This is a genomic window from Curtobacterium sp. MCBD17_013 (genome assembly GCF_003234565.1).
Lineage (GTDB): Bacteria > Actinomycetota > Actinomycetes > Actinomycetales > Microbacteriaceae > Curtobacterium.
Window position 1 is genome coordinate 78,464 of record NZ_QKTU01000009.1, and the last position, 24,014, is coordinate 102,477.

Consider the following 24,014-nt stretch of genomic DNA (forward strand, 5'->3'; position numbering starts at 1 on the left):
ATTGCGGGCCAAGCCGCTCGTCGTGCCGTGGCGTTGTCATGTGCCGGGGGACCCGGTCCAGTGCTCGTAGTTCCATCCCCGCGACGGCCGTCAAGTCATCCTCCGCCTGCATCGCGTCGCGCTTTGTTCGCGGTCCGCGCGCAACGCCGCGTCGTCACGCGCACCGGCTGCGGCGCGACCAGCAGGACGGCGGCCCTTGTTTCACGTGGAACATGCTCGCCACGCCAGTCTCTCGACTCCGGCCGTCGCACGACCATCAGCGCACGCGTTGCCACACCGGATCGGTCGCACCAGCGGCTCGACTGGTCCATGTATGGCGTGCGCAGGATTCACGATCAGGGCGTGAGCCACGCATCGTGCTGATCGTGGTCAGCGCCGCAGGCGCCCTTCGGACGCCACCTGCCGACGCACCTCACGATGTTCCACGTGAAACGTCAGGACGCTGCGTCGGCGACTGCCTCGTTCCGCAGGTCCGCGAGGATCCGATTGAGATCCTCGATCGTTGCGAAGTCGATGCGCAGCGTGCCCTTGCGCGACCCCAACTGGATCTTCACGCGCGTGTTGAGGCGGTCACCGAGGCGTTCCGCGAGGTCATTGAGATGAGCTTGCCGCTTGGACGGCTCCGTCCGCGGCCGCACCGAGGGCGTCTTGGCCGAGAGTGCCGCTGCGGCTGCCTCAGCGGCCCGGACCGACAGGTCCTCGTTCACGATCTTCTCGGCGAGGTACTCCATCGCCTCTGCATCGGGCGCCGAGAGGATCGCGCGAGCATGGCCGGCGCTCAGGACACCGGCTGCGACGCGCCGCTGCACCGGTGACGGCAGTCGGAGCAGGCGGATGGTGTTCGTGATCTGTGGCCGCGAACGCCCGATACGTGCGGCGAGCTGCTCCTGCGTGATCCCGAAGTCCGCCAGGAGCTGCTGGTAGGCCGATGCCTCCTCGAGCGGGTTGAGGTCCGCACGGTGCAGGTTCTCGAGGAGCGCGTCGCGCAGCATCGCGTCATCAGGCGTCTCCTTGATGATCGCCGGGATGGTGCCGAGGCCGAGCTCCTTCGTGGCCCGCAGCCGTCGCTCACCCATGATGAGCTCGTACCGCGGCTCGGTTCCGGCCGCGCCCGCGATGGGACGAACGACGATCGGTTGCAGGACGCCGATCTCGCGGATCGAGTGGACCAGCTCCTGGAGCTCTTCCTCGCGGAACTCCGAGCGTGGCTGCTGGGCGTTCGGCACGATGTCCAGGGGGTTGAGATTGGCCAGGCGAGCGCCGGGCACGGCAACCAGGTCATCGGCGGTCTGGCCGACGCTGTTCGGCGAGGCTCCGTCGGCAAGGATCGCAGCGACGGCATCCGTCGCGGTCGTCGCGGGGTCCCTGGTCGCAGCACTCGTGTTCGTGGGGAAGAAGACGTCGACCGGACGCTCCTGTTGCTCGGCGCTCGTCGGGATGAGCGCGCCGATGCCCCTGCCGAGTCCGGTCCGCTTCGGTGCCATCAGTGCTTCGCTCCTCGTGCTGCGATCTCTGCGGCCGCCTCGAAGTACGAGAGCGACCCTGGTGAATTCGTGTCATAGCTGACGACGCTCTGCCCGTAGCTCGGAGCCTCACTGATGCGCACGGACCGGGGGATCAGCGTGGCGAGGACCTGATCGCCGAAGTGCTCACGGACCTCGGTCGCGACCTGGTTCGCCAGATTGGTCCGGCCGTCGTACATGGTCAGCAGGATCGTTGACACCCGCAACGCCGGGTTGAGATGCCGCTCGATCAGCTCGATGTTCCGGAGCAGCTGGCTCAGTCCCTCGAGCGCGTAGTACTCACACTGGATCGGGATGAGCACCTCACGGGCCGCCACGAACGCGTTGATCGTCAGCAGACCCAGCGACGGCGGGCAGTCGATGAACACGTAGTGGAACGGCTCGTCAACGCCGTCGAGAAACTGCTGCAGCGCGGTCCGGAGGCGCTGTTCACGCGCCACGAGGGACACCAGCTCGATCTCTGCGCCCGCCAGGTGGATGGTCGCCGGCACGCAGAACAGATTCTCCGACTCCGGGCTCTGCTGCATGGTGCCGGCGAGTGGCGCTTCATCCACGATCACGTCGTAGATGCTGGCGACCTCCGCGCGGTGGTCCACGCCAAGCGCCGTCGAGGCATTCCCCTGCGGGTCGAGGTCGATGACGAGCACGCGAGCGCCGCCACGGGCCAGTGCGGCCGCGAGATTGACCGTCGTTGTCGTCTTGCCGACGCCGCCCTTCTGGTTCGACACGGTGAACACGCGCGTCTGCTCGGGCAAGGGGAACTGCTGCGTCGCGAGCGCGCGTCGCCGCCGATTGAGGTCGGCGATCTCGCGCGCGAGTGGCGTGGTCGCGTCGAAGTCAGTAGATGAACTCACGAATGCACTTCCCCGCCTCGATGTTCCACGTGAAACGTTGGTGCGGCTGCGGCGAGCAGTCGTCCGATGCTCGACCAGACACTCCGCACGGGAACGTCAGTCAACTGTAGCCCGGAAGACCCGGGTCGTTTCCTCCACCACGCCGGCACCGAGCTCGATGACCTCGACGTCCGTCAGGCGCTTCCGGAGAATCACCTTCCGCGCCGCATCGACTTCGGCATCGACCCGGGCCCCCTTCATGAGCAGCAACTGGCCGCCCGAGCGGACGAGTGGAACGGTGATCGGGATGAGCTTGCTCAGGGCGCTGACAGCGCGGGCCGTCACCTGATCGAGCACGAGGTCATCCGCGACGTCCTCGGCTCGGGCGCGCAGCACCCGCACGTTCTGCAGCCCAAGCCGGTCCGCTTCACCACGCAACCACTCGACGCGCCGCTCCATCGGCTCGATGAGGGTCATCTCGACGTCAGGCCGCATGATGGCGAGCACGAGGCCCGGCAGTCCCGCACCTGATCCGACGTCACCGACCTTCGCTCCCTCGAGGAGCAGCGGTCCGACCACACCCGAATTGAGGATATGTCGCGTCCAGAGCCGTGGGAGTTCCAGGGGTCCGATCAACCCGAGCTCCTCGCCACGTCGCGCGAGTTCCTGCGTGAAGGACCGGACCTGCTCGAGGTGGTCGCCGAACACCGCCGCAGCAGCGTCCGGCTCTGGCTCGACCGGCAAGCTCTCGGTCACGGCGACCTCCACGTCGCCCTCAGCAGACGCGGAACGCTCGTCCGTGCTGTCAGCCACGTCAGCGCGTGACGACCGTGTGCCGGTCGCGGCCCTCGCCCTCGGACTCCGAGTGGAAGCCGCGCTCGGCCACGAGATCGTGCACGAGCTTGCGCTCGTACGACGACATCGGCGGGAGCGCCGCGCTCGGGGACCCGGCCTCGATCCGCTCGATGGCCGTGTCCACGAGCCGACCGAGCTCCGAAGCCCGAGCATCGCGCGAGCCACCGACGTCGAGGATCAGACGGCTGAATTCGCCGGTCTCGGCCTGTACGGCGATCCTGGTGAGTTCCTGCAGCGCCGACACCGTGTCGGGCTTCGAGAGCACCCGCAGCGCGCCACCCTGATCGGTCACCGAGAGGTAGACGCGGCCGCCGCGCTCCTCGATCTCGATGTCACCGTCGAGATCGCAGATGTCGAGCAGTTCCTCGATGTAGTCGGCAGCGATGTCGCCCTCATCACGGACCTCGTCGTCGACGTCGTCGACCGGTGCCTCGGTGGTCGGCTCGTCGGACACGGGCGCGTCCTCGGTCAGCAGCTCGTCGTCGGTCACGACTTCTTCCCGTTCTTCTTGGCGCGGTTCTTGCCCACCGGCTGCTGCCGCTGGGTCGTCGGGCGAGGACGCTCGATCTCGGTCACGCGGATGTCGTTCACGGCGGCGAGAGCGCCACCGGCGGTCGCGCCACGTCGCTGCGCTTTCCGGGCGAGCCGGGCTTCACGGGCGAGCGCCGCCTCGGACCCCGGCGTCGGCATGCGCCGGATCACGACGTACTGCTGCCCCATCGTCCAGACGTTCGAGGCGAGCCAGTAGAACATGACGCCGAGCGGGAAGCTCAGACCCGAGAACACGAACACGAGCGGGAGGACGTAGAGCATCATCCGCTGCTGCCGGTACATCGGGCTCGCCTTGGTCTCCGGCGACATGTTCTTGGCCACGATCTGCAGCTGCGTGACGAACTGCGAGACGGTCATGATGATGACCATCGCGGCGGCGATGAGGCGGACCTCCCAGCCCGTGGCGCTGAGGAACGTCTCGTGCAGGGGAGCGCCGAACAGCTTCGCGACACCGAACGAATGGGCCAGTGGCGTGGTCAGCAGGCCGATACCGGTCTTGTCGATCTGAGCGGTGTGGAGCGTCGAGTACAGACTCAGGAACACCGGCATCTGGATGATGAGCGGCAGGCAGGAGCTCAGCGGGTTCGTCCCGGTCTCCTTGTACAGCGCCATCGTCTCGCGGGACATGGCCTCACGCGAGAACTGGTCCTTCTTGCCCTTGTACTTGTCCTGGATCTTCTTGAGCTGCGGCGCGACCTCGAGCATCCGCCGCTGGCTCTTGATCTGCCGGACGAAGATCGGGATCAGCGCCGCCCGCACCACGAGGGTCAGACCGATGATCGAGATCACCCAGGTGATCCCGGCGTTCGGGTCCATGCCGATGGCCGCGAACAACGAATGGAAACCGACGAGGATCGCGGAGACCACCCATTTGAGTGGCCAGAGGATCGTGTTTTCGAGGAACTCCATGAGAAGCGGTCACGCCTTTCGGGGGTGCGGTGTCAACCGGCGACGCCGGGAGGTCGGGGCGGCCTGCGGGGCCGAACGGTGGGTGCCGTCCACGGGGCGGGTCTCCAGGACGGGGGTGCCGTCGAGCCGGCGGGTGCCGAGCGCGCGGGTGTCGCCGGCTGGGCGGGGGAGCACGAACCCGAAACGGGTCACGGGATAGGGCGCGGTCCGAGCCCGGACGTCGTCGATGCCACCGGCCGCCCACGGATTGCACCGGGCGATACGCCAGGCGCCCATGCTGGAACCGACGACGACGCCGTACTGCTGGATGGCCTCGAGTGCGTACCGCGAGCACGACGGGTGGTACCGGCAGACCTCGCCGTACAGCGGGGAGACGACCGCGCGGTACGCGCGCAGCACCACCACGCACACGTTGCGCGGGAGCAACGCGACGGCCGACAGTGCTCGTCTCATGCCTTGTTCACACCCTTGCTCTGGCTCATGCTCCGACTGAAGCACTGCCTGACATCTGCGATGAGGGTAGGCCAGCCGGCCTGCGCGGCGGCTGGCAGTGCGCGGACGACCACATCGAGCCCCGAAGGGTGATCGACGACGAGTTCGTGGGCGATGGCCTTGAGCCTGCGGCGGACGAGGTTCCGGGTCACCGCGTTCCCCACCGCCTTCGAGACGATGAACCCGAACCGGGTGGGATCGGCATCGGCACGGACGACCACCGATACGACGGCGTGCGCCGTGGCGCTCCTGCGACCACGACGCACGACGGTTCGGTAGTCGTCACCTCGGACGATCCGGTTGGCTCGGGCCAACAACCCCGGGGGTTAGGCCGAGAGCTCGGTGCGGCCCTTGCTGCGGCGGGCGGCCAGGATGGCACGGCCGGCGCGGGTCCGCATACGAGCGCGGAAGCCGTGCTTCTTGGCGCGGCGGCGGTTGTTCGGCTGGAAGGTGCGCTTGCTCATGATCTCGTCTCCACACGGACGCTCGCGGCGGTCCGGTCACGTTGGGTCCGTTGACGCGATGGGAACGGACGCTCTGGGCGCGACCGATTGGCCGCAGTCAACCGTTCAACGGTACGTGAGGACGGGCCCTGGGTCAAACGAACGGGACCAACCGCTCATTCTCCACATTGGGGACAACTCCGGTTGCGTCCGACGCGCCGCGAGCAATTACAGTGGGTTGATCCAGGGGCGCGCGGCCCGTGATCACCCGGCGGGACCGGGCACGAGCACGATCCGCGACTCGTGGAGAACACTGTGGACAACCCTGTGTACGGCCGAGTGGTCCGCCCACGACTCGCGGGCGACGTCGGCGCTGTGCGGGAGCCGGCCGGAGCGACCGTCGGTCCACGTCGACCGACCAGAGGAGACGAGCGCGCCATGACGATCCCGGCACCCGTCGAGGACCTCTGGGCCTCGGTGCTCGGACTCCTCGAGGACGACGACCGGATCACCCCGCAGCTGCACGGATTCCTCAACCTGGTCGAACCGAAGGGCGTGCTCGCCGGGACGCTCTACCTCGAGGTGCCCAACGACCTGACGCGCGGCATGCTCGAGCAGCGGATCCGGGTCCCCATCACCGAGGCCGTCTCGCGCCTCGGTGACGACTCGGTCGCCAACTTCGCGATCACGGTGAACCCCGAACTGACCCCGGAACCCCGCACGGATCCGGTGGTCCCCGCGTACGCGGCATCGGCACCCGTCCCGCCGATGGAGCAGGGTACGGCCCCGCGCCAGTACGTCGAGGCCCCGTTCGTGCCCGCGCCGGTGGACAACCCGTCGAGCGCCGGCCGCCCGGACTCGCGCCTCAACCCGAAGTACAACTTCGACAACTTCGTCATCGGCGGTTCCAACCGCTTCGCACACGCCGCCGCCGTCGCAGTCGCCGAGGCCCCGGCGAAGGCCTACAACCCGCTGTTCATCTACGGCGACTCCGGCCTGGGCAAGACGCACCTCCTCCACGCCATCGGGCACTACGCCGAGAGCCTGTACCCGGGCATCCGCGTCCGGTACGTCTCGAGCGAGGAGTTCACCAACGACTTCATCAACTCGATCGCGAACAACCGCTCCGCGCAGTTCCAGCAGCGCTACCGCGACATCGACATCCTGCTCATCGACGACATCCAGTTCCTGCAGGGGAAGGACTCCACGCAAGAGGCCTTCTTCCACACCTTCAACACCCTGCACGACCACAACAAGCAGGTCGTCATCACGTCGGACCTGCCGCCGAAGCACCTGACCGGCTTCGAGGACCGCATGCGCAGCCGGTTCGAGTGGGGCCTGATCACGGACGTCCAAGCACCGGACCTCGAGACCCGCATCGCGATCCTCCGCAAGAAGGCGCAGAGCGACCACCTGCAGGTGCGCGACGACATCCTCGAGTTCATGGCGTCCAAGGTGTCGAGCAACATCCGCGAGCTCGAGGGGACGCTCATCCGGGTCACCGCGTTCGCGAGCCTGAACCGGACCGAGGTCGACATGGCACTCGTGCAGACGGTGCTCAAGGACCTCATCACGCTCGACGAGGACAACGTCATCGCACCGGTCGACATCATCACGCACACCGCGGACTACTTCAAACTGTCCGTCGACGACCTCTACGGCTCCTCCCGCTCCCAGGCGATCGCGACCGCCCGGCAGATCGCGATGTACCTCTGCCGCGAGATGACGAGTCTGTCCCTGCCCAAGATCGGGCAGCTGTTCGGCAACCGCGACCACACGACCGTGATGTACGCGAACAAGAAGATCACCGAGCTCATGAAGGAACGTCGGTCGATCTACAACCAGGTGACCGAGCTCACGAGCCGCATCAAGCAGGACCGCCGCTACAAGTAGCACCGCCAACGTCGACCTCGTACCCCCCTCCGCGCGCCGGCCGGGAGGCCCACCGCGGGCCGCCATGCGTCCCCCGGTCCGGCTGCGGGACGGCCGCGGGACGGCTGCGGGACGGCCGCGACGCCGCCTCCGGAGAGCATCACCGCCCGGTCTCCACAAGATGTGCACAACGTGTGGATAACTGTGGATGACACGCCGCTCCCCTGTTCATGGACGACGGCCGAGCTGTGGACGTCGTCGGGAGGGAGCTCCCGACGAGTTTTCCTCGTCCACGGCCGCTCCACACACTGCTCACAAGTCACACGGTTGTAGTTCCCCGTCCTGACAACGATCAACAGAGTTATCCACACTGTGCACAAGCGTTAAGACCATTACTCCTGGTTAACGATTTCTCTCAGGGGGCCAACCTTGTGGACGGTCCCCAGCGGCCGAACGACACGGATCCCGCCCCCGCCCGCTGTGCCACAATGGGGGCCGCCGTCACCGAACCGAAGGACAGGGGTCCCAGCTGTGCAGTTCCATGTCAACCGGGACGTCTTCAGCGAAGCGGTCTCCTTCGCGGTCAAGCTCCTCCCCCAGCGCACGACGCTCCCGATCCTGTCGGGTGTGCTCATCCACGCCGAGGACGACCACCTGACGCTCTCGTCGTTCGACTACGAGGTCAGTGCGCAGACGCGCATCCCGGCGCAGATCGACGACCCCGGCACCGTGCTCGTGTCCGGGCGCCTCCTCGCTGACATCGCCAGCCGCCTCCCGAACGCGCCGGTCGTGTTCAGCACCGACGAGTCCCGCATCACGGTCACGTGCGGATCGGCACACTTCACGCTCCTGAGCATGCCCGTGGCCGAGTACCCGACCCTGCCCGAGGTCGGTCCCCAGACGGGCGTCATCCCGGGCAACGCCTTCTCCGAGGCCGTCGCGCAGGTGGCGGTCGCCGCCAGCCGTGACGACGTCACCCCCGTCATCACGGGTGTGCAACTCGAGGTCGGCGACAACGACCTGTCCCTCGTCGCGACGGACCGCTACCGGGTCGCCGTCCGGACGATCGCATGGGACAGCGGGCGCGTCGGCGCTGACCCGATGCACGCCCTGGTACCCGCGCGTACCCTTCAGGAGGTGGGACGTACCTTCGGATCAGCGAGCACCGTGTCGGTGTCGATCAGCGGCAACCAGGACCGCGAACTCATCGCGTTCCGTGCCGACGACAAGACCGTCACCTCGCTGCTCATCAAGGGCAACTACCCGCCGGTCCGCCGGCTGTTCCCCGACACCGTCCCCGACCACGCGGTGCTCAACACCGCGGAACTGGTCGAGGCCGTCCGTCGCGTCTCCCTCGTCCTCGAGCGCGAAGCCGCGCTCCGATTCACCTTCTCGGTCGACGGGCTCACGCTCGAGGCGATCGGATCCGAACAAGCGCAGGCATCAGAGTCGATCGACGCGCAGTTGACCGGAGAGGACACCGTGGTCTCGCTGAAGCCGCAGTTCCTCCTGGACGGGTTGAACGCGGTGCACTCCGAGTTCGTCCGCATCTCCTTCACCAAGACGGAGAACCCGAACAAGCCGGGGCCTGTGCTCATCACGGGACAGACCTCGCGCGAGGACGCGGCCGCGGACGGCTACCGGTACCTGCTCCAGCCCAACCTCCTCCTGCGCTGACGCCGGGGCACCACCGGGCGTCGCGCGAACTCAACGAGAAAAGGGAAATCATGCACATCGGTCTTGTCGGCCTCGGGAAGATGGGCAACAACATGCGTGCCCGCCTGCGCAACGCAGGGATCGAGGTCACCGGTTACGACGCCAACCCCGCCGTCTCCGATGTCGCCAGCCTCGCGGACCTCGCGGCGGCTCTGCCCGGCCCGCGCCTCGTGTGGGTCATGGTCCCGCACGGCAAGATCACCGACGACGTGATCTCGGGCCTCGCCGACGTCCTCGACGCGGGCGACCTCGTCATCGACGGTGGCAACTCGAAGTGGCTCGACGACGAGGTGCACGCCAAGCAGCTCGACGCCAAGGGCATCCGCTACATGGACGCCGGTGTGTCCGGTGGTGTCTGGGGCCTCGACAACGGTTACGGCCTCATGGTCGGCGGCGCGGACGAGGACGTCGCGACGGCTATGCCCGTGCTCGACGCGCTCCGCCCCGAGGGTCCGCGCGAAGAGGGCCTGGTCCACGCCGGTCCGGTCGGTGCCGGCCACTACACGAAGATGGTCCACAACGGCATCGAGTACGCGATCATGCAGGCGTACGGCGAGGGCTACGAGCTCCTCGAGGCCAAGGACCTGGTCAAGGACGTCCCCGGGACCTTCAGGGCATGGCAGCGCGGGACGGTCGTGCGTTCCTGGCTGCTCGAGCTGCTCGTGCGCGCGCTCGACGAGGACCCGACGCTCAAGGAGCTCGAGGGCTACGTCGAGGACTCCGGTGAGGGTCGCTGGACGCTGGAGGAAGCGATCGAGCACGCCGTGCCGATGCCCGCGATCAGCGCCTCGATCTTCGCGCGCTTCGTGTCCCGTCAGGGCAGCGAGTCGCCGACGATGAAGGCCGTCGCCGCCCTCCGCAACCAGTTCGGCGGCCACGCCGTCAAGAAGGCCTAGCGGTCCTCGCTCCTTCGGCCCGCGTGCACGTCGACCATCTCCAACTGACCGACTTCCGGAACTACCGGGAGGCGGACGTCGACTTCGCACGCGGGCCGAACCTGTTCGTGGGCCGGAACGGACAGGGCAAGACCAACCTCGTCGAGTCGATCGGGTACCTGTCCACCCTCGGTTCGCACCGGGTCCCCACCGACGCCGCGCTCGTGCGACAGGGGTGCGACGCGGCGATCGTCCGGGCACGGCTCGCCTACGAGGAGCGCACGATCCTCGCCGAGGTGCAGATCAACCGGACCGGCTCGAACCGAGCCCAGGTGAACCGGGCACCCATCAAGCCCCGGGATCTCCCCCGCTACTGCACGAGCGTGTTGTTCGCCCCCGAGGACCTGGCCCTGGTGCGCGGCGAGCCCGCCGGCCGGCGCCGGATGCTCGACGAACTCCTCGTGCTCATCGCCCCGCGCATGCAGGGGGTGCTCGCGGACTACGACCGGACGCTCCGCCAGCGGAACACGCTCCTCAAGTCGGCGCGCGGTTCGGGTGTCAGCGGCGGGGCGATGTCGACCCTGGACGTCTGGGACGACCGCCTCGTCGCCCTCGGGTCCGAGGTGATCGCCGGCCGCGACCACCTGGTCCGACGACTCGCACCGTTCGTCACCGAGGCCTACGCGGCGGTCGCGGGTGCGGCCCACGAGGCGTCACTCGCGGGCGTCCTCAGCATCCGCGGCGGCGACCCGGAGACCGAGCAGGAGCTCGGGAGCGAGATCGAACCCGTGACGGTGGCCGCCGCGGCGGACGGGTTCCGAGCCGGCCTGGCCCGTCGGCGCCGGGACGAGTTCGACCGCGGACTGACCCTCGTCGGTCCGCACCGAGACGATGTCCTCTTCCGGCTCAACGGGTTACCGGCCCGTGGCTACGCCAGCCACGGCGAGTCGTGGTCGTTCGCACTGGCGGTCAAGCTCGCGGCCGCGGCCGTGCTCCGCGCGGAGTCGTCCCTCGGCGATCCGATCATCGTGCTCGACGACGTGTTCGCGGAACTCGACGAGACCCGCCGCGGCCGACTCGCGAACGCGGTGTCCGGGTACGAGCAGGTGCTCATCACGGCGGCCGTCCACGGTGACGTGCCGCCGGTCCTCGCCGCGCACACGGTGCACATCGACGCCGGGAGGATCGTGGACGCGCCGGGCGACGATGCGGCGGTCGCCGAGACGGGGACCCCGGCGACCGGATCGACGGACGGGACCGACGGGGCGGACGCGCGCCGTTCCTCCCGTCCGGCCGCGCAGGAGGTGTGACGGTGCCACGACCGGACCGGCCGACCGAACCGACGCGGTTCTACCTCCACCTGAAGGCGGTGTTCGGTGACCCCGCGAAGCGATCCGTCGACGCGCGTCGGCGTCGTCGACGCGAGGCATCCGCGGACTCGGAGCCCTACGGCGTCGGACGCGAGCCGCGGGGGCTCGGGGACGTGGTGGGGAACCTGACGAGCGAGCTCGGGTGGACCGAGCCCCTGGCGCAGTCCGAGGTGATCGCCGCGTGGCCCCATGTCGTCGGTGCCGAGCTCGCGGCGCACTCGGAGCCGGTGTCGATCGACGACCACGCGCTGCTCATCCGGTGTGACTCGACCGCCTGGGCCACACAACTCCGACTCATGCGCGCGCAGATCACGACGACGATCGCGGAGCGCTACCCGGAGGCGGGGGTCGAGTCGGTGCGCGTTCTCGCCCCGGACGCCCCGACCTGGAAACGCGGTCTCAGATCGGTCCAGGGGCGCGGCCCTCGCGATACCTACGGTTGAGGCGACAAATCAATCCTCTGGGAGCGGAATCGGCCCGCAGATCGGCGTCTCAGCCCTCGGGAGCAGGCCTGCTGCGGTAGACTCGTGGGGTTGCACGCGGGCGCTGGCGCACGCCGGACACGCCGTGCTGCACGACCGAATCGCAGGCGGGCAGGAGCCACAACGACCATGTCATCAGAATCTGGCGACACCCCTCAGGACAACGCGTACGGTGCCGATCAGATCCAGGTGCTCGAAGGCCTCGAAGCGGTCCGCAAGCGCCCCGGCATGTACATCGGCTCCACCGGACCACGTGGGCTCCACCACCTCGTCCAGGAGATCGTCGACAACTCGGTCGACGAAGCCCTGGCGGGGTACTGCGACCAGATCGACATCGTCATCCGCGAGGACGGCGGTGTACGCGTCACCGACAACGGCCGTGGCATCCCGGTCGACATCCACCCCAACGAGGGCATCTCGACCGTCCAACTCGTGCTGACGGTCCTGCACGCCGGCGGTAAGTTCGGCGGCGGCGGGTACGCGGTGTCCGGTGGCCTGCACGGTGTCGGGTCGTCGGTCGTGAACGCCCTGAGCTCGGAACTCGACGTCGAGGTGCGCCGACAGGGCCACGTGTGGCGGCAGAGCTACACCGACGGCGTGCCCGTCGCGCCGCTCTCCCAGGACGAGGAGACCGACACCACCGGCACGACGATCACGTTCTGGCCGAACGCGGACATCTTCGAGACCGTCGACTTCGACTACGAGACGCTGCGCACGCGGTTCCAGCAGATGGCGTTCCTCAACAAGGGGCTCCGGATCACGCTCCACGACGAGCGTGTCCCCGACGAGGGCGAAGAAGCACGGAAGGACGTCTTCCACTACGAGCGCGGGCTCGTCGACTACGTCGAGTACCTCGTCAGCACGAAGAAGGCCGAGGTGATCCACCCCGACGTGATCTCCCTCGAGTCCGAGGACACCGACCGGAAGATCTCGCTCGAGCTCGCCATGCAGTGGAACACCTCGTACCAAGAGAGCGTCCACACCTTCGCGAACACGATCAACACGCACGAGGGCGGCACGCACGAAGAGGGCTTCCGCGCCGCGCTCACCTCGCTCGTCAACAAGTACGCGCGCGACAAGAACATCATCAAGGAGAAGGACGACAACCTCACGGGTGACGACATCCGCGAGGGGTTGACCGCCGTCATCTCCGTCAAGCTCGCCGAACCGCAGTTCGAGGGACAGACCAAGACGAAGCTCGGCAACACCGAGGCGAAGTCGTTCGTCCAGCGTGTCGTCGGTCAGGAACTCGGCGACTGGCTCGAGCGCAACCCGACGCAGGCGCGCGACGTCGTCCGCAAGGCGATCCAGGCCTCCCAGGCGCGCATGGCGGCGCGGAAGGCGCGCGAGACCACGCGGCGCAAGGGCCTGCTCGAGTCCGGCGGGATGCCGGGCAAGCTCAAGGACTGCCAGTCCAAGGACCCGACCGTCAGCGAGATCTTCATGGTCGAGGGCGACTCGGCCGGCGGATCCGCGGTGCAGGGGCGCAACCCGCTCACCCAGGCGATCCTCCCGCTGCGCGGCAAGATCCTCAACGTCGAGAAGGCCCGACTCGACCGCGCGCTGGCGAACCAGGAGATCCAGTCGATGATCACGGCGTTCGGTGCCGGCATCGGCGAGGACTTCGACCCGGACAAGGCGCGGTACCACAAGATCGTGCTCATGGCCGACGCCGACGTCGACGGCCAGCACATCACCACGCTGCTGCTGACGCTCCTGTTCCGCTACATGCGTCCGCTCATCGAACGTGGCTACGTGTACCTCGCGCAGCCCCCGCTCTACCGACTCAAGTGGTCGAACTCGGCCCACGAGTACGTGTTCAGTGACCGCGAGCGCGACGTCCTGCTGCAGGCCGGTCTCGCGGCGGGCAAGCGGATCCCGAAGGACAACGGGATCCAGCGCTACAAGGGCCTCGGCGAGATGGACTACAAGGAGCTCTGGGACACGACGATGAACCCGGACACCCGCACGTTGCTCCAGGTCACCCTCGAGGACGCCGCCGCGGTCGACGGCGTGTTCGCCACCCTCATGGGCGAGGACGTCGAGTCGCGTCGTCAGTTCATCCAGCAGAACGCCAAGGACGTCCGCTTCCTGGACATCTGAGGCACCGCGCGCCCCGCGCGCCCCGACCACCTGCCGGCGCGACGCCCGAGCAGGACGGAACCACGGCCTCCCGGCCGATGAGAGAGGCAGCACATGGCTGACGACAACGACAACGGCGGCGACGAGCCCGAGGTCGTGCACGGCGACGCCGGCGACATCGTGCTCTCGGGCGACCGCATCTCGCAGGTCGACCTCCAGCTCGAGATGCAGCGGTCCTACCTCGACTACGCCATGAGCGTCATCGTCGGGCGTGCGCTCCCGGAGGTCCGTGACGGCCTCAAGCCCGTGCACCGGCGCGTCCTCTACGCGATGTACGACGGCGGGTACCGCCCGGACCGCGCCTTCTCCAAGTGCTCGCGCGTGGTCGGCGACGTCATGGGGCAGTTCCACCCGCACGGCGACTCCGCCATCTACGACGCCCTCGTCCGCCTGGTGCAGCCGTGGAGCCTCCGGTACCCGCTCGCGCTCGGCCAGGGCAACTTCGGGTCCCCCGGCAACGACGGTGCCGCCGCCCCGCGGTACACCGAGACGAAGATGGCTCCGCTCGCGCTCGAGATGGTGCGGGACATCGAGGAAGACACCGTCGACTTCCAGGACAACTACGACGGCCGCACACAGGAACCGTCGATCCTGCCGTCGCGCTTCCCGAACCTGCTCGTCAACGGGTCGGTCGGCATCGCGGTCGGCATGGCCACGAACATCCCGCCGCACAACCTGCGTGAGGTCGCCGAGGGCGCGAAGTGGGCGCTCGAACACCCGGACGCGACGCGTGAGGAGCTCCTCGAGGCGCTCATGCAGCGGATCAAGGGCCCGGACTTCCCGACCGGCGCCCAGATCCTCGGTGTGCGCGGGATCCAGGACGCCTACCGCACGGGCCGTGGTTCGATCACCATGCGCGCGGTCGTCAACGTCGAGGAGATCCAGGGTCGGAACTGCCTCGTCGTGACCGAGCTGCCGTACCAGGTGAACCCGGACAACCTCGCGGTCAAGATCGCGGAGCTCGTCAAGGACGGCCGCCTAGCGGGCATCGCGGACATCCGCGACGAGACCTCCGGCCGCACGGGACAGCGCCTCGTGATCGTCCTCAAGCGCGACGCGGTCGCCAAGGTCGTGCTCAACAACCTGTACAAGCACACGCAGCTGCAGGAGAACTTCGGCGCGAACATGCTCGCGATCGTCGACGGTGTCCCGCGCACGCTCGCGCTCGACGGCTTCATCTCGGCGTGGGTCGACCACCAGGTCGAGGTCATCGTCCGGCGGACCCGCTTCCGGCTCCGCAAGGCAGAGGAGCGGGCGCACATCCTCCGCGGGTACCTCGCCGCCCTCGACGCGCTCGACGAGGTCATCGCGCTCATCCGCCGGTCGCCGACGGTCGAGGAGGCCCGGGACGGCCTCATGGCGCTGCTGTCGGTCGACGAGGTCCAGGCACGCGCGATCCTCGACCTGCAGCTCCGTCGTCTCGCCGCCCTCGAGCGACAGCGGATCCACGAGGAGGCCGAGGAGCTCGAGCGCCTCATCGCGGACTACCAGGACATCCTCGCGCGTCCCGAGCGCCAGCGCGTGATCATCGGCGAGGAGCTCGACGAGATCGTCGCCAAGTTCGGCGACGATCGCCGCACCGAGGTGATGTTCGGGTTCGACGGCGACATGAGCGTCGAGGACCTCATCCCCGAGGAGGAGATGGTCGTCACCATCACGCGTGGTGGCTACGTCAAGCGCACACGCAGCGACAACTACCGGTCCCAGCACCGCGGCGGCAAGGGCGTCAAGGGCGCCCAGCTCCGAGCGGACGACGTCGTGGACCACTTCTTCGTCACGACGACGCACCACTGGCTGCTGTTCCTGACCGACAAGGGTCGCGTCTACCGCGCCAAGGCGTACGAACTCCAGGAGGCCGGGCGCGACGCCAAGGGCCAGCACGTCGCCAACCTGCTCGCCATGCAGCCGGACGAGCAGATCTCGCAGGTCCTCGACATCCGCGACTACGAGGCAGCCCAGTACCTCGTGTTGGCGACCCGCGACGGCCTGGTCAAGAAGACCGCGCTCACCGAGTACGACACGAACCGCACCGGCGGGATCATCGCGATCAACCTCCGCGAGGGTGACGCACTCGTCTCCGCACTCCTGGTGGACGAGTCCGACGACCTCCTCCTGGTCTCGCGGCACGGCATGTCGCTCCGGTTCACCGCGACGAACGACGCCCTGCGTCCGATGGGCCGCTCGACGTCCGGCGTCAAGGGCATGACCTTCCGTGGGGACGACTCGCTGCTGTCCGCGTCGGTCGCGCACGACGAGGGATTCGTGTTCGTGATGACGGAGGGCGGCTACGCCAAGCGCACCGCCGTGGACCAGTACCGCGTGCAGGGGCGCGGTGGTCTCGGCATCAAGGTGGCCAAGCTCGCGGTCGACCGGGGTGACCTGGTCGGCGGTCTCATCGTCAGCGGGGACGACGAAGTGCTCGTCGTGCTGGCTTCCGGCAAGGTGGTAAGGTCTGCCGTGGCCGAGGTCCCTGCCAAGGGGCGCGACACCATGGGCGTCGTGTTCGCACGCTTCGCCGACGACGACCGGATCATCGCAGTGGCCCGGAACAGTGAACGGAACCTGGACGACCAGGCCGACGCCGAGATCGAACCCGCGGGCCCGGTCGAAGCAGTGAGCCCCGCCGAGGCAACGGACGAGCCCGCCGACCCGCAGGCCGGAGAGGACCAGCCAACGAATGAGTAGTGTCGCCGAGAAGCTCCAGCGCAAGACGAAGCGACCCGTCGGCACCAAGCAGGTTCGGCTGCGCCTGGTGTACCTCGACTTCTGGTCGTGCGTGAAGCTGTCGTTCCTCATCGCGCTGGCCGGCAGCATCGTGATCGTCGTGGCGACCATGCTCGTCTGGATCATCCTGAACCAGACGGGTGTGTTCACCCAGATCGACAAGCTGCTGCAGGACGTGACGGGCAAGAACAACTACTCGATCATGGACCAGTTCTCGCTGGGCCAGGTCATGGGGTTCTCGATCGTCGTCGGGATCCTCAACGTGGTCGTCGGCACGGTGCTCGGCGCGATCGTGAGCGTGCTGTACAACCTCAGCGTGCGGATCACCGGTGGTCTGCTCGTCGGGTTCACCAACAACTGACCCCGATCACCGGTCTGGAGGCCCCACCCGATTCGCGCCCGCGGCGCGCGTCATGTAGGCTTTCATCCGGTCTCGGGGCTATAGCTCAGGCGGTTAGAGCGCTTCGCTGATAACGAAGAGGTCCTAGGTTCAAGTCCTAGTAGCCCCACTCCGACGGTTCGCCGTCATCGTGACTGCACCACCGAGCCCGTATGACCCGTCGGCTGCTCCTCCGGTAGCATGGCCGACCATCCGGGGCCTTAGCTCAATTGGCAGAGCACCGCCTTTGCAAGGCGGGGGTTAGGGGTTCGATTCCCCTAGGCTCCACCAGCTGTCTGGGCTGCTCGGCGCTTCGCGCCTTCGCAGCCCGCTGGTTCAGTGCTCATGCGCGCCGCCGCCCCTGCGGCGCGACGTCGCGGGGGCGTGCCTGAGCGCTCGGCGCGCGGCGCCGGCGCAGTGCCTTCGGTCCGGGCGTCCCTTCCGGTCCTCCTCTTGCGCGAGATCGCAGGAGATGCCGCTTCGGACCGCGCCGGAACGACATCTGCTGCGATCTCGGCGGAGGGCTGCCGGCGACGCCGGGTGAGATGGCCCTCCCGGCATGACGAACGGCCCGCGCCGAGTGGCACGGGCCGTTCGTGTGGTGCGATCCGATCAGGCGGCGGGCTTGTCCGCCGCGTCCGCGTCGTCGGCGACCCACAGGTCGTCGTCGGCACGGAGGGTCTGGTACGCCGCGTACGCGGCTCCGATGACGGCGACGGCACCGACGACGATGAGCGCGACGCCGCCGAAGCCGAGTCCGCTCTTCTGCTTCGGGGCGGCCTTGACCACCGTCTTGGCGGCCTTGCGGCCCTTCTTCGAGGCCTTGGCCGCCTTCTTGGTGGCGTCGGCGACGATCTTGCGCACCTTCGGGTCCTTGGCCAGGTCCACGACGCTCATCGCGGACCCGAGGGTCGACACGAGGCTCGGGACGACCTCGGAGGTCAACCGGGTCTTGGTGGCGGTCGCCGCGGACGTCGCCGCGTGCACGCCGGTGGCGACGGCGGGCTTGACCCCGTTGTCGATGGCGTCCTTGACGCGGGGGGCGAGGTCGTTGCGAGCGGCGTCGGCAGCGTGCAGTCGGGCCTCGGCCAGGATGGCGTTCGCGTGCTCGAGGACCTTGCGCTGCTCGCCGAGGAGGGTGGTCGTCTGACCCTTGAGCTTCTTGATCTGCTTTTTGCGCTTGCGGGAGAGTTCCATGGTCATGAGCTACCTCCATCGGATCGGGCGGTGAGATGCCCATCCTGCCACCGGAGACCCTGGCAGGTCACGGTGCCTCGTCTGGAAGTACCATGAACGACCCGGGAGCGCATGCGAGAATGGCAACATGTCTTCGCACACCGCTGTTGCAACCATCCACACCAACCTCGGCGACATCCGCGTCAACCTCTTCGGCAACCACGCACCCAAGACGGTCGCGAACTTCGTCGGACTCGCCACGGGCACGCAGGAGTGGACGCACCCGGGTACCGGCAAGGTGTCGACGGACAAGCTGTACGACGGCGTCGTGTTCCACCGCATCATCAAGGACTTCATGATCCAGGGCGGTGACCCGCTCGGCCAGGGCATCGGCGGCCCAGGCTACCGCTTCGACGACGAGATCCACCCGGAGCTCACGTTCCAGCAGCCGTACATCCTGGCGATGGCGAACGCCGGCACCCAGGGTGGCCGCGGCACCAACGGCTCGCAGTTCTTCATCACGACCGTCGCCACCCCGTGGCTGCAGGGCAAGCACACGATCTTCGGTGAGGTCGCCGACGACGAGTCGCGCGCGGTCGTCGACGCGATCGAGGCCGTGCCCACCGACGGCCGCGACAAGCCGCGTGAGGACGTCGTCATCCAGAGCATCGACGTGACCGACTCCGCTGGCGCCGGGGCGTAGTGACCGACTTCTCCCAAGACCGAGCGAACTTCTGCTACCGGCACCCGGACCGGCAGAGCTTCATCCTGTGTCAGCGTTGCGGGCGGACGATCTGCACCGAGTGCCAGACACCGGCCGCCGTCGGGGTGCACTGCCCCGAGTGCGTGCGTGAGCAGCGCGCGCAGTTCTCGTCGAACCGCCGGACCGTCGGCCCGAGCACCTTCACGGTGGCACGGCGTCGCTTCGGCATGATCGACCAGAAAGCGACGACGGTCATCGTCGTCGTCAGCGTCGCCATCTGGCTGCTGCAGATGCTGACCGGCGGGACGAACGGGCCGGTCACCGCCGCGCTGGACTACAACCCGTACTGGCTGCCGACGCAGCCGTGGCGGTTGATCACGACGATGTTCGTGCACGGCAGCTTCCTGCACATCCTGTTCAACATGTGGGCCGTGTGGATCTTCGGCCGCATGCTCGAGCAGATGCTCGGGACCTGGCGGTTCGTGGCGCTGTACTTCATCAGCGGTCTCGTCGGTTCGGTGGCGGTGACGGTGCTGGCGCCGCAGACCACGGTGATCGGCGCCTCCGGGGCGATCTTCGGGCTGTTCGCGGTGTTCTTCGTGCTCCAGCGGAGTCTCGGTGGCAACGCGGTCCAGATCCTGGTCATCATCGGGCTCAACCTGGTGATCGGGTTCCTGGTCGCCGGCGTCGCATGGCAGGCGCACGTCGGCGGCGTCGTCGCGGGGTTCGTGACGGGCTTCATCTTCACCCGGACCCGCAGTGTCCGACGGCGTGGGCTCCAGATCACCCTGCTCGTCGCCGAGGCCGTCGTCGCGGTCGCCATCGCCGCAGCGGCCTACGCCGTGTACACGTGAGCACCGTCGGGAGGCCCGACACACGAAGGCCCGCGGACCGTCCGGTCCGCGGGCCTTCCGTCTCCCCCCGAAGAGGGGGATGAGTTATCCACAGCCATGTCCACATTGGGGATAATCACAGCTGTGTAAGTCCACTAGGCTCCGCCGTCACCCGGCGGACAGATCGTGTTCGCCTCAGCGCCACTTCGTCGTCATGAGGAACCCGATGAACATGATCCCGAAGCCGATCAGGATGTTGAGCGACCCGAGCGTCGGCACGGGCAGCGTTCCCTGCGAGACGTAGAACACGATGACCCAGGCGAGGCCGACGAGCATGAAGCCGAACATGACCGGCTTGAACCACACCGGGTTCGGTGCACCGCCGGCAGTGTCGACCGAGTCGGCTCGGGCCTGCCGGGCGGGCTTCGTACGGTCCTTCTGCTTGGCCATGGCCGGTATCCTACCGTCAACACATCTGCCACCCGCTCGGGTGGGTGGGCTGTCGGACGGGGGACGAACCACATGACCGTGACCGAGGTGCCCGTCGAGGGCGACGCTCATGCCCCGTCCCCGGACACGGGGGGCCGTCGTCGACGCCGAGGCCACGTGACCGTCCTCGGTGTCCTGGGCGACCTGCTCATCACGGCGGGTGTGCTCGTCCTCCTGTTCATCGCCTGGCAGCAGTGGTTCAACGACCTGGTCGTCGCCAAGCAGCACGAACACCAGGCCCAGCAGTTCAGCAAGTCGCTCGGCGCGATCTCGACGCCAGCGCCCACCCCCACGCAGGGGTACGGTCCGCCGAAGGTCAGCGCGCAGCCCGGCAACACCAAGGTGTTCGGCGTCATGTACGTGCCCCGGTTCGGTGCGACCTACGCCGTCCCCATGGCCGGCGGCACGACCACGGCGGGCACACTCGACACGATCGGCATCGGGCACTACGACCACACCCAGATGCCCGGTCAGGTCGGGAACTTCGCCGTCGCCGGTCACCGCACGACGCACGGCGCCCCGTTCAACCAGATCGCGAACCTCCAGGTCGGCGACAAGATCTACCTCGAGACCGCGGACGGCTTCTACACCTACACGTTCCGCAACCTGGAGTACGTGCCGCCGACGCAGGTGACGGTCCTCGACCAGGACCCCGACGACGTCGGCGTCGCGACGAAGGACCGGATCATGACGATGACGAGCTGCAACCCGATGTACTCGGCGCAGGAGCGCATCGTCGCCTTCAGTGTGTTCGATTCGTGGCAGCCACGGTCCGCGGGAGCGCCGACGGCCATCGCGTCCGAGGTCAAGGGTTAGGAGACCACATGTACGGTGCGCTCTGGCGGGTCCTGCCCGGTCCGGTGTGGGTACGGATCGTCGAGGTCCTGGTCCTCGTCGCGATCGTCCTCGCCGTCCTCGACCTGTGGGTGTTCCCCTGGGTGCAGGAGCTGATCCCCACCCCCGACGTGACGGTCGGCCACCGATGAGCCGGATCCTGGTCGTGGACAACTACGACAGCTTCGTCTACACGCTCAACGGCTACGTGCAACAGCTCGGTGCCGAGACCGACGTGGTCCGCAACGACGCGATCGATGCGGACGCCATCGCCGACCGCATCGCCGAGTACGACGGCGTCCTGCTGTCGCCGGGGCCCGGCGCTCCCGCCGCTGCCGGCGTCTCGATCCCCGCCGTGCATGCTGCGATCGGCGCCGACGTGCCGTTGCTCGGGGTGTGCCTCGGACACCAGGCCATCGCGGAGGCGCTCGGGGCCACGGTGACCCACGCCGAGGAACTCATGCACGGCAAGACGTCGAGCGTGATGCACGACGACAGCCCGCTGTTCGTCGGCGTTCCGCAGCCGTTCACGGCGACCCGGTACCACTCGCTCGCGGTGGTCGACGGCACGGTGCCCGACGAACTCGAGGTCACCGCGCGGACGACCGGGGGTGTGATCATGGGGGTCCAGCACCGGGACGCTCCGGTGTTCGGCGTGCAGTTCCACCCGGAGTCCGTCCTGACCGAGGGCGGGTACCGCATGGTGGGGAACTGGCTCGAGCTGACCGGGCTCGCGGGTGCCGCCACGGCCGCGGACGGACTCGGTCCGCTCATCACGTCGCCCTCGACGGACCGCTGAGGGCGACGCGCGGACCGCTGAGGGCGACGCGCGGCCCGACGAGGGCGACGCGCGGCCCGACGAGGGTCACGCGGCCCGATGAGAATCACGCGGCCCGGTGAGGCTCACGCGATCTCCGATGAGGGTCACGCGGTCCGGAGAGGACCACGCGGTCCGCTGGAGGCGGCGCCCCGGACGGTCGACGAACCGTCAGTGGTCGTCGTCGCCGTTCCCGGAGTCGCTGCTCTGGGTGGGTGCCGGCGTCGATGTCTGCGTGGGCTGCGCGGAGGCGGCGCAGTACGTCAGCTGCACGGTCGAGCCCTGCGGCTGATCGCCCGGCGGGAGCGACTGTTGTGTCACGGTGCTGCCCGTGCAGGTGTAGTCCGGCTGCGGCTGCACGGTGAGCCCGAGGCCGGCGAGTGTCGCGTTCGCCGTCGAGAAGGGCTGCTTCGTGACGTCGGGCAGCTGGATCTTGCCGTTCGAGACGACGATGTTCACGACCGAGCCCTTGTTGACGGTCGTGCCCGAGCCCGGGTCGGTGCTGAGGACGGTGCCTGCGGGCACGGTCGCCGAGTACCCCGAGTTGCTGCTGCCGATCTTGAGGCCCTGCGACTTCAGGGTGGTCTCGGCGGCGTCCTGGGACTGGTTCGTCACGTCCGGCACGGCGACCTGCGCCGGACCGGCCGAGACCACGACCCGGATGTTCTGCTGGGGCGCGACGTTCGTGCCGGCGCCGGGCGTGGTCCGGATGATGGTGTCCTTCGGGACCGACGTCGAGTTCTTGTCGACGCGGACTGCGACGAGATGGCGCTTCTCCAGGGCCTTCTGCCCGGTCTGCCAGGTCGCGCCGGCCACGTTCGGCACGGACACCGACGAGGACACGGACGACGTGGATGGCTGGAGGTTCGCGACCCACCAGACGACGGCGATCACGACGGCTGCGATGACGATGACGCCGAGCCAGATCCACGCCACGGGCGGTCGGCTCTGCGTCCGCTGCGGGCGGGCGTCATCGGGGTCGTCGAGCTCGCGGAAGGCCGCGTCGGCGCTGTCGGAGGTCCGGGGGTCGACGCCGAACAGGACGGTCGAGGCGTCGGCGGCGGCCGGTAGTCGACGCGTCGCGGGGACGTGCCCGGACGCGGCCTGCTGGAGGTCACGGCGGAACTCCGCGGCGCTCTGGAACCGCTGCGACCGGTCCTTCGCGAGGGCGCGCAGCGTGACCGCGTCGAGTGCGGGCGACACGGCTGGGTTCACGGTGCTCGGGGCGGCAGGCTGCTCGCTGACGTGCTGGTAGGCGACCGCCACGGGCGAGTCCCCGCGGAACGGCGGACGACCGGTGAGCAGCTCGAACAGGACGATGCCCGTCGAGTACAGGTCGGTGCGGGCGTCGACGGTCTCGCCGCGGGCCTGCTCGGGGGAGAAGTACGAGGCGGTTCCGAGGATCGCGGTCGTCTGGGCTACGGTCGCCGAGGTGTCGGTGATGGCCCGCGCGATCCCGAAGTCCATGACCTTGACCTGGCCGGACTGCGTCACCATGACGTTCGCGGGCTTGATGTCCCGGTGCACGACACCCGCACGGTGGCTGTACTCGAGCGCGGTGAGGATGCCCTCGGTGATGCGGACGGCCTCGTCCGGAGCGAGCGGGCCGTCGGTGAGGATGTCGCTGAGCGGACGGCCCTCGACGAACTCCATGACGATGTACGGCACCTGGACCTCGGCACCGGAGGGCTCGGTCACCGTTTCCTCACCGGCGTCGTACACGCGGACGATGGTCGGGTGGGCCATGCGCGCGGCGGCCTGGGCCTCTTGCCGGAAGCGCGTGCGGAACGAGGGGTCGTTCGCCAGGCTCGGCTTGAGGAGCTTGACCGCGACCCGACGACCGAGCCGGGTGTCGTTGCCGATGTGGACCGTCGCCATGCCGCCCCGGCCGATCGTGTCGCCGATCTCGTACCGGCCGGCGAGGAGGGAGATCCCCGCGGTCACACCTTCTGCCACGTGTCCTCCGAGTGTCCGTCGCGATCAGTGTACGGCAGG

At 68.3% G+C, this 24,014-nt stretch carries 24 protein-coding genes and 2 tRNA genes; 15 read left to right on the forward strand and 11 right to left on the reverse strand.

Features of this window, described 5'->3' with window-relative positions; all coding sequences use genetic code 11:
* Positions 1-434: 434 nt before the first annotated feature.
* From DEI81_RS11070 to rpmH, 8 genes are all read right to left on the reverse strand, one after another.
* Complete coding sequence (locus DEI81_RS11070; protein WP_111010776.1) at positions 435-1,484, reverse strand: ParB/RepB/Spo0J family partition protein; 1,050 nt, start codon at positions 1,482-1,484, stop codon at positions 435-437.
* Complete coding sequence (locus tag DEI81_RS11075; protein WP_111010777.1) at positions 1,484-2,377, reverse strand: ParA family protein; 894 nt, start codon at positions 2,375-2,377, stop codon at positions 1,484-1,486. The genes DEI81_RS11070 and DEI81_RS11075 overlap by 1 nt, the downstream gene beginning before the upstream one ends.
* A 96-nt stretch (positions 2,378-2,473) precedes the next feature.
* Complete coding sequence (rsmG, locus tag DEI81_RS11080; protein WP_111010817.1) at positions 2,474-3,112, reverse strand: 16S rRNA (guanine(527)-N(7))-methyltransferase RsmG; 639 nt, start codon at positions 3,110-3,112, stop codon at positions 2,474-2,476.
* 58 nt (positions 3,113-3,170) lie between these two features.
* On the reverse strand, positions 3,171-3,665 hold the full coding sequence (locus DEI81_RS11085; protein ID WP_111010818.1) for a R3H domain-containing nucleic acid-binding protein: 495 nt from the start codon (positions 3,663-3,665) through the stop codon (positions 3,171-3,173).
* A 32-nt stretch (positions 3,666-3,697) separates the two neighbouring features.
* Positions 3,698-4,672 carry a membrane protein insertase YidC gene (yidC, locus tag DEI81_RS11090; RefSeq protein ID WP_111010778.1) on the reverse strand — a complete coding sequence of 325 codons (975 nt, stop codon included), beginning with the start codon at positions 4,670-4,672 and terminating at the stop codon, positions 3,698-3,700.
* 9 nt (positions 4,673-4,681) lie between these two features.
* Positions 4,682-5,125, reverse strand: coding sequence for a membrane protein insertion efficiency factor YidD (gene yidD, locus DEI81_RS16425; protein ID WP_111035757.1), 444 nt, complete (start codon positions 5,123-5,125; stop codon positions 4,682-4,684).
* A complete protein-coding gene (gene rnpA / locus DEI81_RS11100) occupies positions 5,122-5,481 on the reverse strand; it encodes a ribonuclease P protein component (RefSeq protein WP_111010779.1) in 360 nt (119 codons plus the stop codon). Before rnpA ends, yidD begins: the two co-directional genes overlap by 4 nt.
* 9 nt (positions 5,482-5,490) lie before the next feature.
* On the reverse strand, positions 5,491-5,628 hold the full coding sequence (gene rpmH / locus DEI81_RS11105; protein WP_019181680.1) for a 50S ribosomal protein L34: 138 nt from the start codon (positions 5,626-5,628) through the stop codon (positions 5,491-5,493).
* A 417-nt stretch (positions 5,629-6,045) separates the two neighbouring features.
* On the opposite strand from rpmH, the gene dnaA reads away from it, so the two are divergent.
* The 10 genes from dnaA (at position 6,046) to DEI81_RS11155 (ending at position 17,458) form a co-directional block, all read left to right on the forward strand.
* A complete protein-coding gene (gene dnaA, locus DEI81_RS11110) occupies positions 6,046-7,500 on the forward strand; it encodes a chromosomal replication initiator protein DnaA (RefSeq protein ID WP_111010780.1) in 1,455 nt (484 codons plus the stop codon).
* Between the two features lie 510 nt (positions 7,501-8,010).
* A complete protein-coding gene (gene dnaN / locus DEI81_RS11115; protein ID WP_111010781.1) occupies positions 8,011-9,156 on the forward strand; it encodes a DNA polymerase III subunit beta in 1,146 nt (381 codons plus the stop codon).
* 50 nt (positions 9,157-9,206) lie between these two features.
* Positions 9,207-10,091 carry a phosphogluconate dehydrogenase (NAD(+)-dependent, decarboxylating) gene (gene gnd, locus DEI81_RS11120; RefSeq protein ID WP_111010782.1) on the forward strand — a complete coding sequence of 295 codons (885 nt, stop codon included), beginning with the start codon at positions 9,207-9,209 and terminating at the stop codon, positions 10,089-10,091.
* Between the two features lie 23 nt (positions 10,092-10,114).
* A complete protein-coding gene (recF, locus tag DEI81_RS11125) occupies positions 10,115-11,380 on the forward strand; it encodes a DNA replication/repair protein RecF (protein WP_111010783.1) in 1,266 nt (421 codons plus the stop codon).
* 2 nt (positions 11,381-11,382) lie between these two features.
* On the forward strand, positions 11,383-11,883 hold the full coding sequence (locus tag DEI81_RS11130) for a DUF721 domain-containing protein (RefSeq protein ID WP_111010819.1): 501 nt from the start codon (positions 11,383-11,385) through the stop codon (positions 11,881-11,883).
* Positions 11,884-12,051: 168 nt separating this feature from the next.
* The gene (gene gyrB, locus DEI81_RS11135) at positions 12,052-14,025 is read left to right on the forward strand and encodes a DNA topoisomerase (ATP-hydrolyzing) subunit B (protein WP_111010784.1); all 1,974 of its coding nucleotides are present in this window, start codon (positions 12,052-12,054) and stop codon (positions 14,023-14,025) included.
* A 93-nt stretch (positions 14,026-14,118) separates the two neighbouring features.
* Positions 14,119-16,749: a DNA gyrase subunit A gene (gene gyrA / locus DEI81_RS11140; protein WP_111010785.1), complete on the forward strand. Its 2,631-nt coding sequence runs from the start codon at positions 14,119-14,121 to the stop codon at positions 16,747-16,749.
* Entirely contained in the window at positions 16,742-17,149 is a 408-nt protein-coding gene (locus DEI81_RS11145; protein ID WP_111010786.1) for a DUF3566 domain-containing protein, read from the forward strand. The genes gyrA and DEI81_RS11145 overlap by 8 nt, the downstream gene beginning before the upstream one ends.
* Positions 17,150-17,223: 74 nt before the next feature.
* A tRNA-Ile gene (locus DEI81_RS11150) sits at positions 17,224-17,297 on the forward strand.
* 85 nt (positions 17,298-17,382) lie between these two features.
* Positions 17,383-17,458 (forward strand) — tRNA-Ala (locus DEI81_RS11155).
* A gap of 321 nt (positions 17,459-17,779) precedes the next feature.
* On the opposite strand, the gene DEI81_RS11160 is transcribed toward DEI81_RS11155, so the two are convergent.
* Positions 17,780-18,370, reverse strand: a complete 591-nt coding sequence (locus DEI81_RS11160; protein ID WP_111010787.1) for a hypothetical protein — start codon at positions 18,368-18,370, stop codon at positions 17,780-17,782.
* A gap of 121 nt (positions 18,371-18,491) precedes the next feature.
* Between DEI81_RS11160 and DEI81_RS11165 the strand changes: the two genes are divergently transcribed.
* Together DEI81_RS11165 and DEI81_RS11170 are read left to right on the forward strand one after the other, a co-directional pair.
* Positions 18,492-19,046 carry a peptidylprolyl isomerase gene (locus DEI81_RS11165; RefSeq protein WP_111010788.1) on the forward strand — a complete coding sequence of 185 codons (555 nt, stop codon included), beginning with the start codon at positions 18,492-18,494 and terminating at the stop codon, positions 19,044-19,046.
* Between the two features lie 143 nt (positions 19,047-19,189).
* Entirely contained in the window at positions 19,190-19,900 is a 711-nt protein-coding gene (locus DEI81_RS11170) for a rhomboid family intramembrane serine protease (RefSeq protein WP_258368657.1), read from the forward strand.
* Between the two features lie 174 nt (positions 19,901-20,074).
* On the opposite strand, the gene DEI81_RS11175 is transcribed toward DEI81_RS11170, so the two are convergent.
* The gene (locus DEI81_RS11175) at positions 20,075-20,329 is read right to left on the reverse strand and encodes a cell division protein CrgA (protein WP_111010790.1); all 255 of its coding nucleotides are present in this window, start codon (positions 20,327-20,329) and stop codon (positions 20,075-20,077) included.
* Between the two features lie 72 nt (positions 20,330-20,401).
* Here DEI81_RS11175 and DEI81_RS11180 point away from each other — a divergent pair, with 72 nt between their 5' ends.
* The 3 genes from DEI81_RS11180 to DEI81_RS11185 are packed head-to-tail and all read left to right on the forward strand — an operon-like array spanning position 20,402 to position 22,001.
* A complete protein-coding gene (locus tag DEI81_RS11180) occupies positions 20,402-21,184 on the forward strand; it encodes a class E sortase (protein ID WP_111010791.1) in 783 nt (260 codons plus the stop codon).
* A gap of 8 nt (positions 21,185-21,192) precedes the next feature.
* Positions 21,193-21,354, forward strand: a complete 162-nt coding sequence (locus DEI81_RS16260) for a hypothetical protein (protein WP_181434571.1) — start codon at positions 21,193-21,195, stop codon at positions 21,352-21,354.
* Entirely contained in the window at positions 21,351-22,001 is a 651-nt protein-coding gene (locus DEI81_RS11185; protein ID WP_111010792.1) for an aminodeoxychorismate/anthranilate synthase component II, read from the forward strand. The genes DEI81_RS16260 and DEI81_RS11185 overlap by 4 nt, the downstream gene beginning before the upstream one ends.
* Before the next feature lie 189 nt (positions 22,002-22,190).
* On the opposite strand, the gene pknB is transcribed toward DEI81_RS11185, so the two are convergent.
* A complete protein-coding gene (pknB, locus tag DEI81_RS11190) occupies positions 22,191-23,975 on the reverse strand; it encodes a Stk1 family PASTA domain-containing Ser/Thr kinase (RefSeq protein WP_258368659.1) in 1,785 nt (594 codons plus the stop codon).
* Positions 23,976-24,014 lie beyond the last annotated feature (39 nt).

Bases quoted from the DNA above. Each gene is read 5' to 3' on its own strand.
- DEI81_RS11070 (WP_111010776.1), bottom strand. From the start codon at position 1,484: ATGGCACCGAAGCGGACCGGACTCGGCAGGGGCATCGGCGCGCTCATC.
- yidC (WP_111010778.1), bottom strand. From the start codon at position 4,672: ATGGAGTTCCTCGAAAACACGATCCTCTGGCCACTCAAATGGGTGGTC.
- yidD (WP_111035757.1), bottom strand. From the start codon at position 5,125: ATGAGACGAGCACTGTCGGCCGTCGCGTTGCTCCCGCGCAACGTGTGC.
- rpmH (WP_019181680.1), bottom strand. From the start codon at position 5,628: ATGAGCAAGCGCACCTTCCAGCCGAACAACCGCCGCCGCGCCAAGAAG.
- dnaA (WP_111010780.1), top strand. From the start codon at position 6,046: ATGACGATCCCGGCACCCGTCGAGGACCTCTGGGCCTCGGTGCTCGGA.
- gnd (WP_111010782.1), top strand. From the start codon at position 9,207: ATGCACATCGGTCTTGTCGGCCTCGGGAAGATGGGCAACAACATGCGT.
- gyrB (WP_111010784.1), top strand. From the start codon at position 12,052: ATGTCATCAGAATCTGGCGACACCCCTCAGGACAACGCGTACGGTGCC.
- gyrA (WP_111010785.1), top strand. From the start codon at position 14,119: ATGGCTGACGACAACGACAACGGCGGCGACGAGCCCGAGGTCGTGCAC.
- DEI81_RS11145 (WP_111010786.1), top strand. From the start codon at position 16,742: ATGAGTAGTGTCGCCGAGAAGCTCCAGCGCAAGACGAAGCGACCCGTC.
- DEI81_RS11160 (WP_111010787.1), bottom strand. From the start codon at position 18,370: ATGACCATGGAACTCTCCCGCAAGCGCAAAAAGCAGATCAAGAAGCTC.
- DEI81_RS11165 (WP_111010788.1), top strand. From the start codon at position 18,492: ATGTCTTCGCACACCGCTGTTGCAACCATCCACACCAACCTCGGCGAC.
- DEI81_RS11175 (WP_111010790.1), bottom strand. From the start codon at position 20,329: ATGGCCAAGCAGAAGGACCGTACGAAGCCCGCCCGGCAGGCCCGAGCC.
- DEI81_RS11180 (WP_111010791.1), top strand. From the start codon at position 20,402: ATGACCGTGACCGAGGTGCCCGTCGAGGGCGACGCTCATGCCCCGTCC.
- DEI81_RS16260 (WP_181434571.1), top strand. From the start codon at position 21,193: ATGTACGGTGCGCTCTGGCGGGTCCTGCCCGGTCCGGTGTGGGTACGG.
- DEI81_RS11185 (WP_111010792.1), top strand. From the start codon at position 21,351: ATGAGCCGGATCCTGGTCGTGGACAACTACGACAGCTTCGTCTACACG.